Below are 15,858 nucleotides of genomic sequence, written 5' to 3' on the forward strand. Positions count from 1 at the left end.
GGGATCGTCGGGCCGCGATCGGGTCCGGGGATCTGATCGGCGCAGACATTTCGGAGGATTGATTTCTAATGCGTTCTCTCATGCTCCAGGCCGCATGCGCGCCGGAAGGCGTATCCGGGGCGAGTGATATCGCCACGCTCAGCATCAACACCATTCGCACATTGTCGATGGATGGTGTGCAGAAGGCGAATTCGGGGCACCCGGGAACGGCCATGGCGCTGGCGCCGGTGACCTACACGCTATGGCAGGAGGTGATGAACTACGATCCGGCCGATCCGCTGTGGCCCGCTCGCGACCGGTTCGTTCTGTCCGTCGGCCATGCGTCGATGCTCCTCTACTCGACGCTCTATCTGACCGGCGTGCGCGACATCGCGCATGACAAGGTGCTCGATACCCCGTCGCTCACCATCGACGACCTCAAGCAGTTCCGTCAGCTGAACTCCAAGACCCCCGGGCATCCGGAATACCGCTTCACGGCGGGTGTCGAGACGACCACGGGCCCGCTCGGCCAGGGCTGCGGCAACTCCGTAGGTATGGCGATTGCCCAGAAGTGGCTGGCCGCGCGCTACAACAAGCCGGGCTTCGACCTCTTCGACTACAATGTCTATGTCCTGTGCGGCGACGGCGACATGATGGAAGGCGTCGCCTCCGAGGCGGCTTCCACGGCGGGTCACCTCAAGCTCGACAACCTGCTCTGGATCTACGACAGCAACCAGATCTCCATCGAAGGCTCGACCGATCTCGCCTTCACCGAGAACGTGGCTCAGCGTTTCGAGGCCTATGGCTGGCACGTGCAGGAGCTGCATGACGCGAACGACATCCCGGCGCTGAAGAAGGCGATCGAGGCCGCGAAGGCGGTCAAGGACAAGCCGAGCTTCATCAAGCTGACCACGGTCATCGGCTACGGCGCGCCGCACAAGGCCGGCACGGCCCATGCCCATGGCGAGCCGCTGGGTGAAGAAGAGATCGCCGGCGCGAAGAAGGCCTATGGCTGGCCGTCGACCGAGCCGTTCTTCGTCCCCGATGGCGTGATGGATCACTTCAAGGATGGTGTCGGCAAGCGTGGCGCAGAGAAGAGCGCAGCGTGGAAAGAGTTGTTTGCTCGCTACACGAAGGAATATCCGACGGAAGCGGCCGAGCTCGAGGACATCTTCCATCACCGCCTGCCGGAAGGCTGGGACAAGGCAATCCCGACCTACGAAGCCAGCGCCAAGGGCATCGCCTCTCGCGCCAGCTCGGGCGAAGTCATCAATGCGGTGGCGCTCAATCTGCCGTGGCTGATCGGTGGTTCGGCGGACCTTTCGCCGTCGACCAAGACGAACCTGACGTTCCAGGGCGCAGGCTCCTTCCAGCCGCCGCAATGGAATGGCACGTATGCGGGCCGCAACCTGCATTTCGGTGTGCGCGAGCACGCGATGGGTTCGATCATGAACGGCATCGCGCTGTCGGGCATCCGTGCCTACGGCTCGGGCTTCCTGATTTTCTCGGACTACATGAAGGCGCCGATCCGCCTGTCCGCGATCATGGAAGTGCCGACGATCTACATCTTCACACATGACTCGATTGGCGTGGGTGAAGACGGTCCGACGCACCAGCCGATCGAGCAACTGGCACAGCTGCGTGCAACGCCCGGCATCATGACGATCCGTCCCGGTGATGCGAACGAGGTCGCCGAGGCCTGGCGTACGATCATGCCGCTGACCGAGAAGCCGGCCGTGCTGATCCTCAGCCGTCAGAACCTGCCGACGCTGGATCGGACAAAGTATGCACCCGCTTCGGGCGTTTCGAAGGGCGCGTACGTGCTGGCAAGCTGCGAAGGCAAGCCGGACGTGATCCTCATGGCGTCCGGTTCGGAAGTGGGCCTGGTCGTCGGCGCCTACGAGAAGCTGACGTCCGAAGGCGTGAAGGCCCGCGTGGTGTCGTTCCCGTCCTTTGATCTGTTCGAAGAGCAGTCGGAAGAATATCGCGAGAGCGTGCTGCCGTCGGACGTCATCGGACGCGTGGCAGTGGAGCAGGCGGCCGCCTTCGGGTGGGATCGCTACACCGGTTTCGGTGGCTCGATCGTCGCGATGCATACTTTCGGAGCTTCTGCCCCGCTCAGCGCGTTGCTGACCAAGTTCGGGTTCACTCCGGAAGCAGTTTACGAAGCCGCCAAGAAGCAGGCCGCACGTACGGCCGCCAAGTAAGCGGAAAAGACTATCGAAGAGCCGGAGCGCGGCTCCGGCTCCAGGCTACGGGGGGCCGGTGCTCCGGCATCGCGCTCTCCAAGCCAGGAAGACGGCAAGGGAGCATGTCATGAATGTCGTGACGAAACAGGATGTTGGCACGGTCGCCAACGTATTGCGCGGGATGGAGAAGCACGGGCAGTCCCCGTGGCTCGACTTCATCCAGCGCTCTTTCACTGCCAACGGCAGCCTGCAGAAGCTGGTGGATGAGGACGGCCTGAAGGGCGTCACGTCCAACCCCGCCATCTTCGAGAAGGCAATGGGCTACGGCACGGATTACGACGCGCAGATCAAGGAACTGCTGCAGACCGAAATCCTTTCGCCGGGCGAACTCTACGAGCGTCTCGCGATCGACGACATCCGGGCGACCGCCAAGGTCATGTATCCGGTGTTCGAGGCGACCAAGGGCCTCGACGGCTATGTCAGCCTCGAAGTGTCCCCCTATCTCGCGTTCGACACCAAGGGCACGATCGAGGAAGCGCGTCGCCTGTGGAAGACGGTCGGTGCCCAGAACCTCATGATCAAGATCCCGGGCACGCATGATGGCGTTCCCGCGTTCCAGATGGCAACGGACGAAGGCATCAGCGTCAACGTGACGCTCCTGTTCTCGCTCCAGGCCTACAAGGACGTTCTCGAAGCCTATATTTCCGGTCTTGAATCCCGCCACGCCCGCGGCGAGGACATCTCCAAGATCGCGTCCGTCGCGTCATTCTTCGTCAGCCGTATCGACGGCAAGATCGACGCAGCGATCGACAAGCGCGTTGCAGCCGGCGACAAGGATGCCGAGGCGCTCAAGGCCCTGCGCGGCAAGGTCGCCATCGCGAACGCGAAGGTCGCCTACCAGCATTATCTCGAGGTCAAGAAATCCGACCGCTGGCAGAAACTGGCCGCCGCAGGCGCCCAGCCGCAGCGTCTGCTGTGGGCCTCGACCGGCACCAAGGACAAGGCCTATTCCGACGTCCTGTATGTCGACGAGCTGGTCGGTCCCGAGACCGTCAACACCATCCCGCCGGCTACCTTCGACGCCTTCCGTGATCACGGGAAGCTGCGCGACAGCCTGATCGAGGATGTTGAGGGCGCGAAGCATGTCATGGCCCAGCAGGAGCGTCTGGGCCTCGACCTCCACGGCGTGACCGAGACCCTCGTGAAGGAAGGCTGTGCCTCTTTCTGCGATGCGTTCGACAGCCTCCTTGGCGTGGTCGCCCGCAAGGAAAACGAGATCCTCGCCAAGAAGCTGCTGATCCAGAAGGCCGAGCTGCCGTCCGATATCGAGGAAGCCGTCAAGGCCGAGACGGAGACGTGGCGCAAGTCCGGCGACTTGCGGAAGCTGTGGGCCAAGGACGCGTCGGTCTGGACCGGTGGCGACGAAGGCAAGTGGCTGAAGTGGCTCGACATCGTCGATGACCGCCTGGCACATGTGTCCGAGCTGGAAGCGTTCGCATCCGACGTGAAGGCACGCGGCTTCACCGATGTGCTGCTGCTCGGTATGGGCGGATCGAGCCTCGGTCCGGAGGTCATCGCCGAGACTTTCGGCAAGCATGCCGGGTTCCCGACGCTGCACGTGCTCGACAGCACGGACCCGCAGCAGGTCAAGTCGTTCGAAGGCAAGATCGATCCGGCCAAGACACTCTTCATCGTTTCGTCGAAGTCCGGCGGCACGCTGGAGCCGAACATCCTCAAGGCCTATTTCTTCGAGGCCGCGAAGAAGGTTCTGGGCGACAAGGTCGGCCAGAATTTCGTCGCCGTGACCGATCCGGGCTCCCACATGGAGCAGGTCGCCAAGGGCGATGGCTTCTGGAAGATCTTCTACGGCGAGAAGCAGATCGGCGGTCGTTATTCGGTCCTGTCGAACTTCGGCCTCGTGCCGGCTGCGGCATCGGGTCTGCCTGTCCGTTCGTTCCTCGAGAGTGCCCTGCGTTCGGTCAAGGCCAGCGCGCAGAGCGTTCCGCCGGCATTCAACACCGCGTTCCAGCTCGGAGCGATCCTCGGTGTCGCCGCGACCAAGTTCGGTCGTGACAAGGTGACGATCGTGGCATCCCCCGCGATCTACGATCTGGGGGCATGGCTCGAGCAGCTCCTGGCGGAATCGACCGGAAAGATCGGTCGCGGTCTCGTGCCGATCGACGATGAGACGCTGGGCGAGCCGGCTGTTTACGGTAATGACCGCGTCTTCGCGTATCTTCGTCTGACGGGTGAAACCTCATCCGAGCAGGATGCGGCGATCGCGGCACTTGCGAAGGCAGGGCAGCCTGTCGTCACGATCGATCTCGACACCAAGGAACAGATCGCCCAGGCGTTCTTCCACTGGGAATTCGCAACCGCGGTCGCGGGTGCGGTGCTCGATATCGACCCGTTCGATCAGCCGGATGTGGAAGCATCCAAGATCGAGACCAAGAAGCTGACGACTGCCTATAACGAGACGGGTTCGCTCCCGGCCGAGACGGCATTCGCAACCGACGGGGCATTTTCGTTCTTCGCCGATGCGAAGAATGCCGGTGCCCTGAAGGGCGGCGATACAGTCGCGATCCTGAAGGCCCTGTTCGGGCAAGTGAAGCCGGACGACTACATCGGCATTCTTGCTTATGTCGAACGCGACGAATCGACGCGTGCCTGGATCCAGTCCCTGCGTCTGCGGATCCGCGATGCGCTGAAGGTTGCGACGGCTGCCGAGTTCGGACCGCGCTTCCTGCACTCGACCGGCCAGGCCTACAAGGGCGGCGCCAATAACGGCGTGTTCCTGCAGATCACCGCGGATGACGCGGCCGATCTGCCGGTCCCGGGCGAGAAGTACACGTTCGGCGTCGTGAAGGCGGCACAGGCTCGTGGTGACTTCGATGTCTTGGCCGAGCGTGGCCGCCGCGCCCTGCGGGTTCATATCAAGGGGCCGCTCGACGAGGGGCTTCGAGCCCTGAGCAGCGCAATCGAGAGCGCCATCTGATATTGGGCCATGATCCGCTCCGGGTATCCGGAGCGGATTTTTCAAAAGCACACCGTCCCGACACCTCGAGTGTGTCCGGGCGCATTGATCGGCATCACGGCATGCCAGGAGTAAAAGACATGCAGATCGGCATCATCGGCCTTGGCCGTATGGGCGGCAACATCGCGGTGCGTCTCAGCCGCCACGGCCACGACGTCGTGCTGTTCGACCGCGACCCGAAGGTCGTGTCGGCGGTTCACGGCCGTGCGGTCGAAGGCAAGGCGGTCTCGTCTGACAGCGTCAAGGATCTGGTGAGCAAGATCACGGCCGATCGCAAGATCGTCTGGGTGATGCTGCCGGCCGGCGCGATCACCGAGGCCTGCGTGCAGGAACTGAAGGGGCTGCTTGGCAACAACGACATCATCATCGACGGCGGCAATTCCTACTATAAGGACGACGTCCGTCGCAGCCAGGAGCTGAGCGAGAAGGGCATCCACTACATCGATGTCGGTACGTCCGGCGGCGTGTGGGGCCTCGAGCGCGGCTACTGCATGATGTATGGCGGCACCAAGGACGCGACCGATCATATCGATCCGATCCTCAAGGCGCTGGCACCGGGCAAGGGCGACGTGCCGCGCACGACGGGTCGCGAAGGCGCAACCGGCGTCGATCCGCGTGCCGAGGAAGGCTATCTGCACTGTGGCCCGGCCGGATCCGGCCATTTCGTGAAGATGGTCCACAACGGCATCGAATACGGCATGATGCAGGCATTTGCCGAAGGCTTCGACGTCATGAAGTCGAAGAACGCGGCTCATCTTCCGGAAGCCGAGCGTTTCGACCTGAACATGGCCGACATCGCCGAAGTCTGGCGTCGCGGTTCTGTCGTGTCGTCGTGGCTTCTGGACCTGACCGCGGATGCGATGACCAAGAACGCGTCGCTCAGCGAGTTCTCGGGCGAGGTATCGGATTCCGGCGAAGGCCGCTGGACGATCGAGGCTGCGATCGAAGAGAACGTGCCGGTTCCCGTGATGACGGCATCCCTGTTCACGCGCTTCCGTTCGCGTTCCGGTAACAACTACGCCGAGAAGGTGCTCTCCGCGATGCGCTTCGGCTTCGGCGGCCACGTCGAGAAGAAGTAATTACTGACGTGTCGGGGCCGGACAACCGTCCGCGCCCCGACACCAATTCTTTCAGATTTCCGGGTTGCCGGAAGGATGGGGACCATGGGTGAACTGATTGCGACCACACGTTCGTCGGTTGCAAATGACGAGAGCACACGCTCCGTCAAATGCGCGCCACGCGGCGCTCTGGTGATCTTCGGCGGCGGCGGCGACCTGACCAAGCGGCTTCTGATGCCCGCGATCTACAATCTTGCCTGCGCGGGCCTGCTGGACGAGGATTTCCAGATCATCGCGGTTGACTGGGCGGAGATGACCATTGAGTCACTGCGCGAACAGTTCCAGGATGCGATCAACGACTTCGTGACCAGACGCGGCACTTCGGCCATCGCATTACGCCAGGACGTCTGGGATCACCTACTGGAACGGACGTCCTATCTGCGTGGATCGTTCGAGGAAGCGTCGACCTATACCGCGCTTTCCGAGCGCCTCGGGCACCAGAACGCGGTGTTCTATCTTGCCGTCGCGGCGCGTTTCTTCGGCACGATCGTCGACCATCTGGGCGAATCGGGTCTCGCGCAGGAGGATGATGAGACGTACCGGCGTGTCGTGATCGAAAAGCCGTTCGGCTCCGATCTGGCGTCCGCGCGGGCTCTGAACGTCCGGCTGTTGTCCTCGCTCGAGGAAAGCCAGATCTATCGCATCGATCATTACCTCGGGAAGGAGACGGTGCAGAACATCATGGCGCTGCGCTTCTCCAACGGTATCTTCGAGCCACTGTGGAACCGGCAGAACATCGACCATGTCCAGATCACGGCGGCCGAAGTCGTCGGCGTGGAAAAACGCGGCCGGTTCTACGAGAGCACGGGCGCATTGCGCGACATGGTGCCGAACCACCTGATGCAGCTGCTGGCCATGACTGCGATGGAGGCACCGACCTCGTTCGAGGCCGATGCCGTGCGCGACGAGAAGTCGAAAGTGCTCAGCGCGATCCATGAGGCATCCGTGCATGAGATCGTGCGTGGTCAATATATCAGCGGCATGAAGGGCGAGACGGCGCTCAAGGGCTATCGCGAGGAGCCGGATATCGGCATCGGCAGCCAGACCGAGACGTTCGTCGCCATGAAGCTCGGGATCGACAACTGGCGGTGGGCAGGCGTGCCGTTCTACCTGCGGACGGGAAAGCGCCTGACGCAGCGCAAGACCGAGATCGCCATTCACTTCAAGCAGGCTCCGTTCGCGCTGTTCCGCGACACGCCGGTCGAGCGTCTGACGCCGAATATTCTCATTATCCATATCCAGCCGTCCGAAGGTGTGACGCTGCAGTTCTCGGCCAAGGTGCCGGGCCCGGCGGTGCGACTTGGCGGCGTCCGGATGAACTTCAACTATGCCGACTGGTATAGCGATGGCCCGACGACCGGCTACGAGACGCTGATCTATGACTGTCTCGTCGGCGACCAGACGCTGTTCCAGCGTGCCGACAATATCGAGGCAGGCTGGCGCGTCGTGCAGCCGGCGCTGTCCCACTGGAACTCCGGAGGCGTGCCGATGTCTTTCTATCCCGCAGGCACAGACGGGCCGCGTGAAGCGGACGAGTTGATGCATCGTGACGGGCGCCGCTGGCTGGACCTTTCCAAGTGAGTCTGGATGCCGCAACCGCCCCGGACGTTCGTCGTCCCCAGGCAACGACGATCCGGCTAGTGGTGTCCGACATCGACGGAACGCTGGTCGGGCCCGACAAGGCATTGTCACCTGCCACGCTGGACGCCGCGCGCGCCCTGCGTGCGGCAGGTATCAAGCTCTGCCTTGTCAGTTCGCGTGCGCCGCGGGGCATGGAGATGTATCTCGGCCCGCTCGGCATCGATACGCCACGCGCGGGGCTGAACGGCGGGTTGATCGTCAATCCCGAGGGAGAGATCGTCTCCAGCCTGACACTGGCACCTGACGCCGTGTCCGCCGCATGTGACATGCTGATTGTCCACAAGGTCGATGCATGGTTGTTCCGTGGCCATGACTGGCTCGTTCGCGATCCGGGTGCTGCCTATGTCGAGCATGAGCACAAGGTGACGAAAGTCCCGCCCACGATCGTTCCCGATTTTCGTCCGTACTACGACGGCGTCGGCAAGATCATGGGCGCCAGCACGGAATATGCGTTGCTGGAGCGCATGGAAATCGAGATCGGGGCAATGCTGGCGGGCATGGCGAGCGTGCACCGATCTTCGAATTACTATCTCGACATCACCCATGTGGATGCCAACAAGGGCTATGCCGCACATGAACTTGCGCGCGTGCTCGGCATCAGCATGGACGAGGTGGCGTGTATCGGGGATATGAGCAACGACATACCGATGCTCGAGCGCGCGGGCCTGGGAATTGCGATGGGCAATGCGACCGATCGTGTGAAGTCCCATGCCCATGTCGTCACCGGGCGCAACGATGCGGACGGGTGGGCGCAGGCAATGCGCGAGTTCGTCCTGCCTCGTGCGCCGCGCGACTGAACTATTTGACCGGCTGGGTCGCGACAGCTGCCCGGCCCATTTTTTGATCGGGAGGCGCTGTTGAGCGGCCAGGACGTGACAACCGGCGAAATGATCGTATTGCCGGACAGCGAGGCAATCGCACAACATATGGCGCGCTGGCTTCTGGCGCGTGCGCGGGAGAAGCGCAGCGGCAAGTTCGTGATCGCGCTCTCGGGCGGATCCACGCCGAAGCGGCTTTATGAAATTCTCGGCGCAGCCCCTTACGCGACCGAATTCCCCTGGGCAGACACGCATCTGTTCTACGGCGACGAACGCCATGTCCCGATGAGCGATCCGTCCAACAATTACACCATGAGCAAGACGGCCCTTTTGTCGCATATCGACATTCCGCCGGAAAACGTTCACCCGATGCCGGTCGAAGGCGATGCGGAAGCGGACGCCGCCGCCTACCAACGCGCGCTGCAGGCGGTCTATGGATCCGAGACGCTTGAGCCGGGACGCCCGTTGTTCGACGTCGTCATGCTGGGCCTGGGCGATAACGGCCATACGGCCTCGCTCTTCCCGCGCCAGCCGGTGTTGAAGGAGCGCACGAAATGGGTGGCGACCTGCGTCCCCGACGATGCGCCGCATACGCGCCTGACGCTGACCTATCCCGCCATTCATTCCAGCCGTTACGTCGTGTTCATGCTGGCCGGACAGGGCAAGGCCGAGACGTTCGCGCGCGTGCGAAAGGCTGATCCCGCCGAGCCGGCATCGGCCATCACCACGGAAGGGCAGCTGATCTGGCTGCTCGACACCACGGCTGCGAGTGCTGTCCAATGAATACGCCAGCTACCGCAGATGAGCTGCGCGCCCAGCGCAAGCAGGAAGCCGCCCGCCATGCGGCGAGCTTCGTGGAGCCGGGAATGGTTGTGGGCCTCGGGACAGGGTCGACGTCCGCCTTCTTCATCGACGAGCTCGGTCGTCGCTGGAACCGGGAAGGGCTCCGTTTCAAGGGCATTCCGACGTCCGAACGCAGTGCACAGCAGGCGCGCGAGCTCGGGATCGAACTGACCGATTTCAGCGAGCAGACCAGGATCGATCTTGCGGTCGACGGTGCGGATGAAGTGCTTCGGGGGCGTCTGACCCTGATCAAGGGGCTTGGCGGCGCGCTTTTGCGCGAGAAGATCGTGGCGCATGCCGCCGATCGCTTCGTCGTCATCGTCGATGACAAGAAGCTGGTCGACAAGCTGGGCACCACGGCACCCGTACCGATCGAGGTGACGCCGTTCGGGTGGGAATGTGCGGCAGAACGCCTCGGGCGTCTGGGAGCGCGCGCGCCCAAGCCGCGCATGGACCGCAACGGCCAGCTCTACGTGACCGATGGCGGAAACATGATCATCGACTGCCATTTCGGCCCGATCGAAGATCCGCTCTATCTGTTCACGGAGATCGCCAAGATCGTGGGCGTGATCGAGAGCGGGATGTTCCTTGACGATGTTTCGGAAGTTCTGGTGGCAACGGAGCATGGCATCGACCGGCTGACCGCCACCGAACGGAGGGTCTGAGCATGGCCTGCTACATCGTCTTTACCAAGGAAAGCGTGCAGGATCAGTCGGAGCTCGATACGTATCAGGCCAATGTCGGCCAGACGTTCGCAGGACATCCGGTCAAGATCCTGGCGGCCTACGGGCGTCAGGAAACGTTGGAAGGCAAGGGCCCAGAAGGCGTCGTGATCGTCGAATTTCCAAACGCGCAGGCCGCGCACGACTGGTATGACGGCCCGGGTTATACCCAGGTCCGCCAACATCGCTTCAAGGGCGCGACGTATCGCGCGACACTGGTCGAAGGACTGTAAGTTTCCGGACACGTCCTGCATGACGCGGGACGTGGCGAGGCTGGCCAACGCAGTGCTCCGCCGCGGCGGCCCGTGTGAAAGAGCGGATCGCAACAACAGGAGCACCGGCCCTGTGGCTGCTTGTTCCGCTCTCGCGCGGCAATATTACAGATGAACCGGCTCTGCATGCCGAACAGCCAGCAGGCAGTGGAATGCATCGGGTTACCGTCTTCGCGGCATCCCGAGGCGATCAATCCGCAACCGGAACCTCAGAGCGTTCAGCGTGAGGCGGTCTGCCATCCCAGCCCGACGATCGCGACCATGCGGTGGCCCGAGGCTTCTTCCCGCAGAACAATGACATTGCGCGATTCGAGAAACGCGAGCTGGCGGCGCGCACGCCCGAGAGAGTGTGTCCCGTAGGCACGGGCGAGTGCCGCATCGTCGGGGCAGGGCGCCTCGCTGCGGGCGGCGTGAGCGAGCAGGAGGAAGACGGTCTGCACGTCCTCCGGCAGGGACCATGCGATCGCCTCGGCCGCGCGCCAGTCGTCATCCTCGCTCTCTGCCGGGATGCCGCTGCGGATGGTGGCCAGGCGCCTGCGGAAGGCGGGCAGATCGAGCACCGAGCGGCCCAGCCCCTCGATCCGCGCCCGAAGCAGAACGTCTTGGTAGAGTGTCGCCACGGGCCGGAAATCCGCGTCCGGTTCCTCGGCCACGAGGCGGATCAGCGCATCGATCCGGGCCGGGTCGACGGGTGTCGGCTCCGGGGCATCGACTGCCGGGCCATCGTCCTGCGCTTCAGGACCGCGCGTGCCGGCGGCAGCCAGCTGTGCGAGCAGGTCCGGCGCCGGGACCGCGCGCGGGCGAGGGGAGGCGCTGAACGTCGCGGCAGGTTCGAGGATGACGTCACGCAGCTCTTCGCCGGTCGTAGGCGCCAGGGGCAGGAGGGATGGCCCGGTGGCATTGCTCGCGGTCTCGACGGTGCCGATCGCGACGTGAACGGGGGTGCGGCTCAGAGCCGGGCCGAGCGCCACGAACTGCCCGCGTCGCAGGTCACGGAATGCCTCGGCCTGACGCCGTTCCATGCCAAGCAGGTCGGCGGCCCGCACCATGTCGATATCGAGAAAGGTACGCCCCATGAGGAAATTGCTAGCTTCCGCCGCCACGTTCTTGGCGAGCTTGGCCAGGCGCTGGGTTGCGATGACGCCGGCAAGGCCACGCTTGCGCCCGCGGCACATCAGGTTCGTCATCGCGCCGAGCGACAGCTTCCGGGCCTCGTCGGTCGTATCACCGCCTGCGACGGGCGCGAACAACTGCGCCTCGTCCACGATGACCAGAACCGGATACCAGTGCGCGCGCGGGGCATCGAACATGCCGCCGAGAAAGGCTGCGGTGGCGCGCAGCTGCTGATCCGGCTCGACGTTCTCCAGATTGAGCACGACCGAGGCCCGATGGGCACGCATCCGCTCGCCGGCGGAGCGCAGGGTCGCTTCCGTATGGTCGGCGGCATCGATCACCAGATGGCCGAAATGTGCGGCAAATCCGGTGAAGTCCCCTTCGGGGTCGATCACGGCCTGCTGCACCAGGCGTGCCGTCTGTTCGAGCAGGCGCCGAAGCAGATGCGATTTGCCGGAGCCGGAATTGCCCTGGACCAGCAGGCGTGTGGCCAGCAGCTCCGGCAGATCGACCAGGAGGTCGGCAGAGTCGCGCTTGCGGCCCAGCGAAACCGCGCTGGAGGGCGCGTGCGGCGCAGGCTCCGGCGTATGCGGCGAGTGGAGCGGGACGACGGAGGTCATGATCGCCCCGAGGTGCCATCTGGCTTGCCGCTTGGCAAACGATTCTCGCGTGCGAGCCAGTCGGCCGCCGCGTTCCCGGCCGCGAACCCGGTCGAAAGACAGGCCTGAAGCAGATAGCCGCCGGTGGGCGCCTCCCAGTCGAGCATCTCGCCGCAGACGAAAAGCCCTGGCCGATCACAGACCATGAGATCGGGCGTCAGGGCGTCGCGCCGCAGGCCGCCCGCGACAGAGATTGCGCGATCCAGCGGTGCGAGGCCTGCGATCGGCAGCGGGATCTGTTTGACGGCCAAGGCAAGGGCACGTGGGTCGGCATCAGTCGTCGCATCGGAGACGAGCGCCCGCCCCAGCCGATCCAGGCCCAGCGCCTTGCGCAGCCGGTTGGAGCGGCTCTCCCTCGGGCGGGTCCGGGCAAGGCGCGCCGCGATGTCCTCGACATCTAGGTCCGGTCGCAGGTCGAGCGAGAGCGTGCAGTGCCCGGTCCGATCGAGAGCCTTCCGGATGGCCGGGACCAGATGGTAGAGCGGCGCTCCTTCGATCGACTGCGCGCCGATCATCAGATCGCCTCGCGTCTCGGTCGCATCACAGCGCAGCGCGATCCGCTTGAGGGGCGTGCCGGCAAACTCGGCGAGGCGGGCCTGCGGCCAGTCGGGGATTGCACCGCAATTGGCGGGTCGGAACGATCTCACCTGCGTCTGCGGAAACAGTTTCGTCCAGTGTCCGTCAGCGCCCAGACGCGGCCAGCTCGCGCCGCCAAGGGCCAGCACGATCGCATCGGCCTCCAGTTCGCGTGTGCCTTCCGGCATGTCGATGATCGCGCGTCGATTGTCCCACGCCTTGAAGCAGGTGCGTGTCTGAATGCGCACGCCGAGCTCGGATAGTCGCGCCAGCCAGGCGCGAAGGAGGGGCGAGGCTTTCATCGCGACCGGGAAGACATGGCCCGAGCTTCCGGTAAAGCAGGGCTGTTCGAGGGATTCCGCCCAGGCGATCACGTCCGCCGGCTTGAATGCCTCGATCATCGGCGCCAGCCATGATGCGGCCTCACCGTATCGGGCAAGCAGGTCGGGCAGTGGCTCGGCATTGGTCAGGTTGAGGCCCGAGCGGCCCGCCATCAGCAGTTTGCGGCCGACGCTGGGCATCTGGTCGATGACCGTCACGCGGCAGCCGGCCAGACCCAGACGTTCGGCCGCCATCAGCCCCGCCGGGCCCGCGCCCGCCACGATGACGGCGGGACGTTTCTCTTGCGGAAAGTCGGGCAACTTTATGGCGTCGTCAGGCATTGTCCAAGCATAGCAACAAATGCGCCGCTCCGAATGTGCCGACATGCATATCGTATGATCGACGCTTTCGGTGCACGCTCAACAGGAGGCCCGCCATGCTCGGATATGCTGTCGGCGGTATCCCCGTGCCGCCCATTCCTCCCGAGGATCCCCCCTTTCCGGCTCCCGGCCCGGTGCCTGATCCGGATCAACCGATCCCCGATGGAGAGCAGCCGCCGCCGCTCGAACCTGAACCACCCTACCGGATGCACTGGTCCGGACGCAGGCCCACCGACCGGTTGCCGATCCACTACTGACCACTCCCTCCCGGCCGCGTCCGGGAGGGGTTCACCTCTCAGGAGGCTTCCTGCGAGAAGAACCTTGATAGGCTGGTCCGGCCACGCAGACGAAATATCGAGGGCATTGTAGTCTCCCGAACGATGTCATTAGTTCCTTATGGAAAATGACACCTCATAAGACGCCTGGTTTGCGGACCGCGTCTGTTCATCGATATGGACGGCTGGGTCTGCGGGCATCAGTCAGTTGACGAGATAGACGACGTCCGGAGCTGTCGCCCGGTTTGCATAGATCAGCCGGTTGTCCGCCTTTGTATGAAAGGCTTTGCTTTCGAACTGCAGCATGATGATGCCGGTGCCGGCTTTCATGGCAGCGATGGTCGGAAAAACTCCGCCTTCAGGCCGCAATGTTACGGATGTTCCATTCAGGGATACAGACAGGTCTCTGGCAATCTGAAGCGCATAGGCGCGCTTTTCTCCGACAGAAAGCATGCCATCCCGGTTTGTGTCGATCCGGGCGATGACCTGGTCGGCAACGTCCACACCGGGCGTCAGGCGCAGCCGCAGCATCACATGATCCCGACCCGGATCAATCACCGTTGCCTGAAGATATTCATCCAGCCGGTGAGCCGAGGCGGGACTTATGCCGATCGAGGTCGCCCAGAACACTGCGACGGCGCTGCGCAAGGTTTTCATGGCGTGGTGTACCGGGTGCCATAATTGTCGGTCGGATCGCGATAGACTGTGTGCACATGCATGGTCGGATCGCCGCCGACCCCCTGGGGTGAGAACTCGATCAGAAGACGGGGGCCCTGAATACGGTAATAGGACGAGCCGTTGCGTCCCGGCGCGTGCGTCGTGGGGCCGCTCCAGGCGAACCACGTCTCATCCAGATCCTGCCGGATTTCCTGCAACCTTGGTGCTGCGTAAGCATCGTTGATGATTCCGGCCCATTCGCCGATCAGGTCCAGCATGAGCTGTTTCTGCCGGGATGTCATGGATGACCCCTTGAGCCCTTCCGGCACGATGGTCTCGCCATCATGTCCGGGGCCCATGACCAGGTCATCGACTGTGTAAGGCAGGATCGCCTTCCGGCGCTGGGCCGTATCGAAAGCATCGAGCAGGGCGAACGCCTTGTCGTTTTCTGCCGCCAGCACGCGGATCGTCTTTCCGTCCGCCTGATAGACGGCCGGCTGTGCTCCGGTCAGCGTCGGAGTCATGGTTCCGTGTGCGCCGTCCATCACGATATTCAGGCCCAGATGGTGGCCGCCGAACTGCACCATCCAGGGGGCCTGTTCCGATGGCGCTCCGAAAATCGCAATGGTGTAGACCGCTTTCCCGGAGGCGAACGGCGTTCCGCTATCCGCCAGCGCCTGATCTCCACCCATGATGTCGAGAACCTTCTCATAGCCTTTCCGGCTGAGAAGCATCTGGAGCAGATGCATCGTGGCGTCTTGTTGTGCGGCCGTGAGGTGGCCCAGCTGAAGGCCCGGGCGGGGCACGTCGCTGACCGGGTAATTCGACCGGATCGACTGGCCGTATTGTTCGCCGATGAAGCCTCCCGGCGGTCCCATGCCCGGTCCGTGCGCTGCCGGCAGTTTAGCCCCTGCATCGGTGACGGGTTTGGCGGGCGCACCCGGCGCTGTTCGCCTGAAACGTGCCAGCCGCGCCGTTTTTTCTGCAACAAAGGGAAACTGCACATGCGGCCTGTCGGATGCGTCGAACGTGGCCAGGAAGGACCGGGCGGCGGTAACGATGATGCGTGTCTGGCTGGCCGACATTGTCTCTCCCGATGACGCTGGAGCTTGCGGCGGCTGGGCAGATGCAAGGCAAAGCGGGAGACCGCCTGCGGCAAGAAGCAACGGAATTGCCGCTCTGTATGCTCTCTTCATCGGACCTCGCATGTCTGGAATGATGTCGATATCACTGCTGCCGATACCTCGCGTGCGAACGACTG

13 protein-coding genes are annotated in these 15,858 nt (G+C 63.7%); 9 read left to right on the plus strand and 4 right to left on the minus strand.

Going from position 1 to position 15,858, the window contains the following annotated elements; genetic code table 11:
* Positions 1-80 precede the first annotated feature (80 nt).
* The 8 genes from tkt (at position 81) to B8446_RS07300 (ending at position 10,577) form a co-directional block, all read left to right on the plus strand.
* Positions 81-2,186: a transketolase gene (gene tkt / locus B8446_RS07265; RefSeq protein ID WP_241767698.1), complete on the plus strand. Its 2,106-nt coding sequence runs from the start codon at positions 81-83 to the stop codon at positions 2,184-2,186.
* Between the two features lie 109 nt (positions 2,187-2,295).
* Entirely contained in the window at positions 2,296-5,163 is a 2,868-nt protein-coding gene (locus B8446_RS07270; RefSeq protein WP_048848693.1) for a bifunctional transaldolase/phosoglucose isomerase, read from the plus strand.
* Between the two features lie 119 nt (positions 5,164-5,282).
* The gene (gene gnd / locus B8446_RS07275) at positions 5,283-6,281 is read left to right on the plus strand and encodes a phosphogluconate dehydrogenase (NAD(+)-dependent, decarboxylating) (protein WP_048848694.1); all 999 of its coding nucleotides are present in this window, start codon (positions 5,283-5,285) and stop codon (positions 6,279-6,281) included.
* Positions 6,282-6,365: 84 nt separating this feature from the next.
* A complete protein-coding gene (gene zwf, locus B8446_RS07280; RefSeq protein ID WP_048848695.1) occupies positions 6,366-7,901 on the plus strand; it encodes a glucose-6-phosphate dehydrogenase in 1,536 nt (511 codons plus the stop codon).
* Positions 7,898-8,758: a Cof-type HAD-IIB family hydrolase gene (locus tag B8446_RS07285; protein WP_241767685.1), complete on the plus strand. Its 861-nt coding sequence runs from the start codon at positions 7,898-7,900 to the stop codon at positions 8,756-8,758. The genes zwf and B8446_RS07285 overlap by 4 nt, the downstream gene beginning before the upstream one ends.
* 60 nt (positions 8,759-8,818) lie before the next feature.
* Complete coding sequence (pgl, locus tag B8446_RS07290) at positions 8,819-9,562, plus strand: 6-phosphogluconolactonase (RefSeq protein WP_048848696.1); 744 nt, start codon at positions 8,819-8,821, stop codon at positions 9,560-9,562.
* A complete protein-coding gene (gene rpiA / locus B8446_RS07295; RefSeq protein WP_048848697.1) occupies positions 9,559-10,287 on the plus strand; it encodes a ribose-5-phosphate isomerase RpiA in 729 nt (242 codons plus the stop codon). The genes pgl and rpiA overlap by 4 nt, the downstream gene beginning before the upstream one ends.
* 2 nt (positions 10,288-10,289) lie before the next feature.
* Positions 10,290-10,577, plus strand: coding sequence for a DUF1330 domain-containing protein (locus B8446_RS07300; RefSeq protein WP_048848698.1), 288 nt, complete (start codon positions 10,290-10,292; stop codon positions 10,575-10,577).
* A gap of 257 nt (positions 10,578-10,834) precedes the next feature.
* Here the strand turns inward: B8446_RS07300 and B8446_RS07305 are convergent, their stop codons facing one another.
* Entirely contained in the window at positions 10,835-12,349 is a 1,515-nt protein-coding gene (locus tag B8446_RS07305; protein ID WP_148505893.1) for an ATP-binding protein, read from the minus strand.
* A complete protein-coding gene (locus B8446_RS07310) occupies positions 12,346-13,626 on the minus strand; it encodes a TIGR03862 family flavoprotein (protein WP_048848699.1) in 1,281 nt (426 codons plus the stop codon). Before B8446_RS07310 ends, B8446_RS07305 begins: the two co-directional genes overlap by 4 nt.
* A 95-nt stretch (positions 13,627-13,721) precedes the next feature.
* Here B8446_RS07310 and B8446_RS16025 point away from each other — a divergent pair, with 95 nt between their 5' ends.
* Positions 13,722-13,922, plus strand: coding sequence for a hypothetical protein (locus tag B8446_RS16025; protein WP_148505894.1), 201 nt, complete (start codon positions 13,722-13,724; stop codon positions 13,920-13,922).
* Between the two features lie 222 nt (positions 13,923-14,144).
* Here the strand turns inward: B8446_RS16025 and B8446_RS07315 are convergent, their stop codons facing one another.
* Positions 14,145-14,597: a hypothetical protein gene (locus B8446_RS07315; protein WP_048848700.1), complete on the minus strand. Its 453-nt coding sequence runs from the start codon at positions 14,595-14,597 to the stop codon at positions 14,145-14,147.
* Positions 14,594-15,793, minus strand: a complete 1,200-nt coding sequence (locus B8446_RS07320; RefSeq protein WP_048848834.1) for a DUF3500 domain-containing protein — start codon at positions 15,791-15,793, stop codon at positions 14,594-14,596. The genes B8446_RS07315 and B8446_RS07320 overlap by 4 nt, the downstream gene beginning before the upstream one ends.
* Positions 15,794-15,858: the final 65 nt, after the last annotated feature.

It is taken from the genome of Tanticharoenia sakaeratensis NBRC 103193 (assembly GCF_000963885.1).
GTDB lineage: Bacteria > Pseudomonadota > Alphaproteobacteria > Acetobacterales > Acetobacteraceae > Tanticharoenia > Tanticharoenia sakaeratensis.

Bases quoted from the DNA above. Each gene is read 5' to 3' on its own strand.
- B8446_RS07315 (WP_048848700.1), bottom strand. From the start codon at position 14,597: ATGAAAACCTTGCGCAGCGCCGTCGCAGTGTTCTGGGCGACCTCGATC.
- B8446_RS16025 (WP_148505894.1), top strand. From the start codon at position 13,722: ATGCTCGGATATGCTGTCGGCGGTATCCCCGTGCCGCCCATTCCTCCC.
- zwf (WP_048848695.1), top strand. From the start codon at position 6,366: ATGGGTGAACTGATTGCGACCACACGTTCGTCGGTTGCAAATGACGAG.
- B8446_RS07305 (WP_148505893.1), bottom strand. From the start codon at position 12,349: ATGACCTCCGTCGTCCCGCTCCACTCGCCGCATACGCCGGAGCCTGCG.
- B8446_RS07320 (WP_048848834.1), bottom strand. From the start codon at position 15,793: ATGAAGAGAGCATACAGAGCGGCAATTCCGTTGCTTCTTGCCGCAGGC.
- tkt (WP_241767698.1), top strand. From the start codon at position 81: ATGCTCCAGGCCGCATGCGCGCCGGAAGGCGTATCCGGGGCGAGTGAT.
- B8446_RS07270 (WP_048848693.1), top strand. From the start codon at position 2,296: ATGAATGTCGTGACGAAACAGGATGTTGGCACGGTCGCCAACGTATTG.
- gnd (WP_048848694.1), top strand. From the start codon at position 5,283: ATGCAGATCGGCATCATCGGCCTTGGCCGTATGGGCGGCAACATCGCG.
- B8446_RS07310 (WP_048848699.1), bottom strand. From the start codon at position 13,626: ATGCCTGACGACGCCATAAAGTTGCCCGACTTTCCGCAAGAGAAACGT.
- rpiA (WP_048848697.1), top strand. From the start codon at position 9,559: ATGAATACGCCAGCTACCGCAGATGAGCTGCGCGCCCAGCGCAAGCAG.
- B8446_RS07300 (WP_048848698.1), top strand. From the start codon at position 10,290: ATGGCCTGCTACATCGTCTTTACCAAGGAAAGCGTGCAGGATCAGTCG.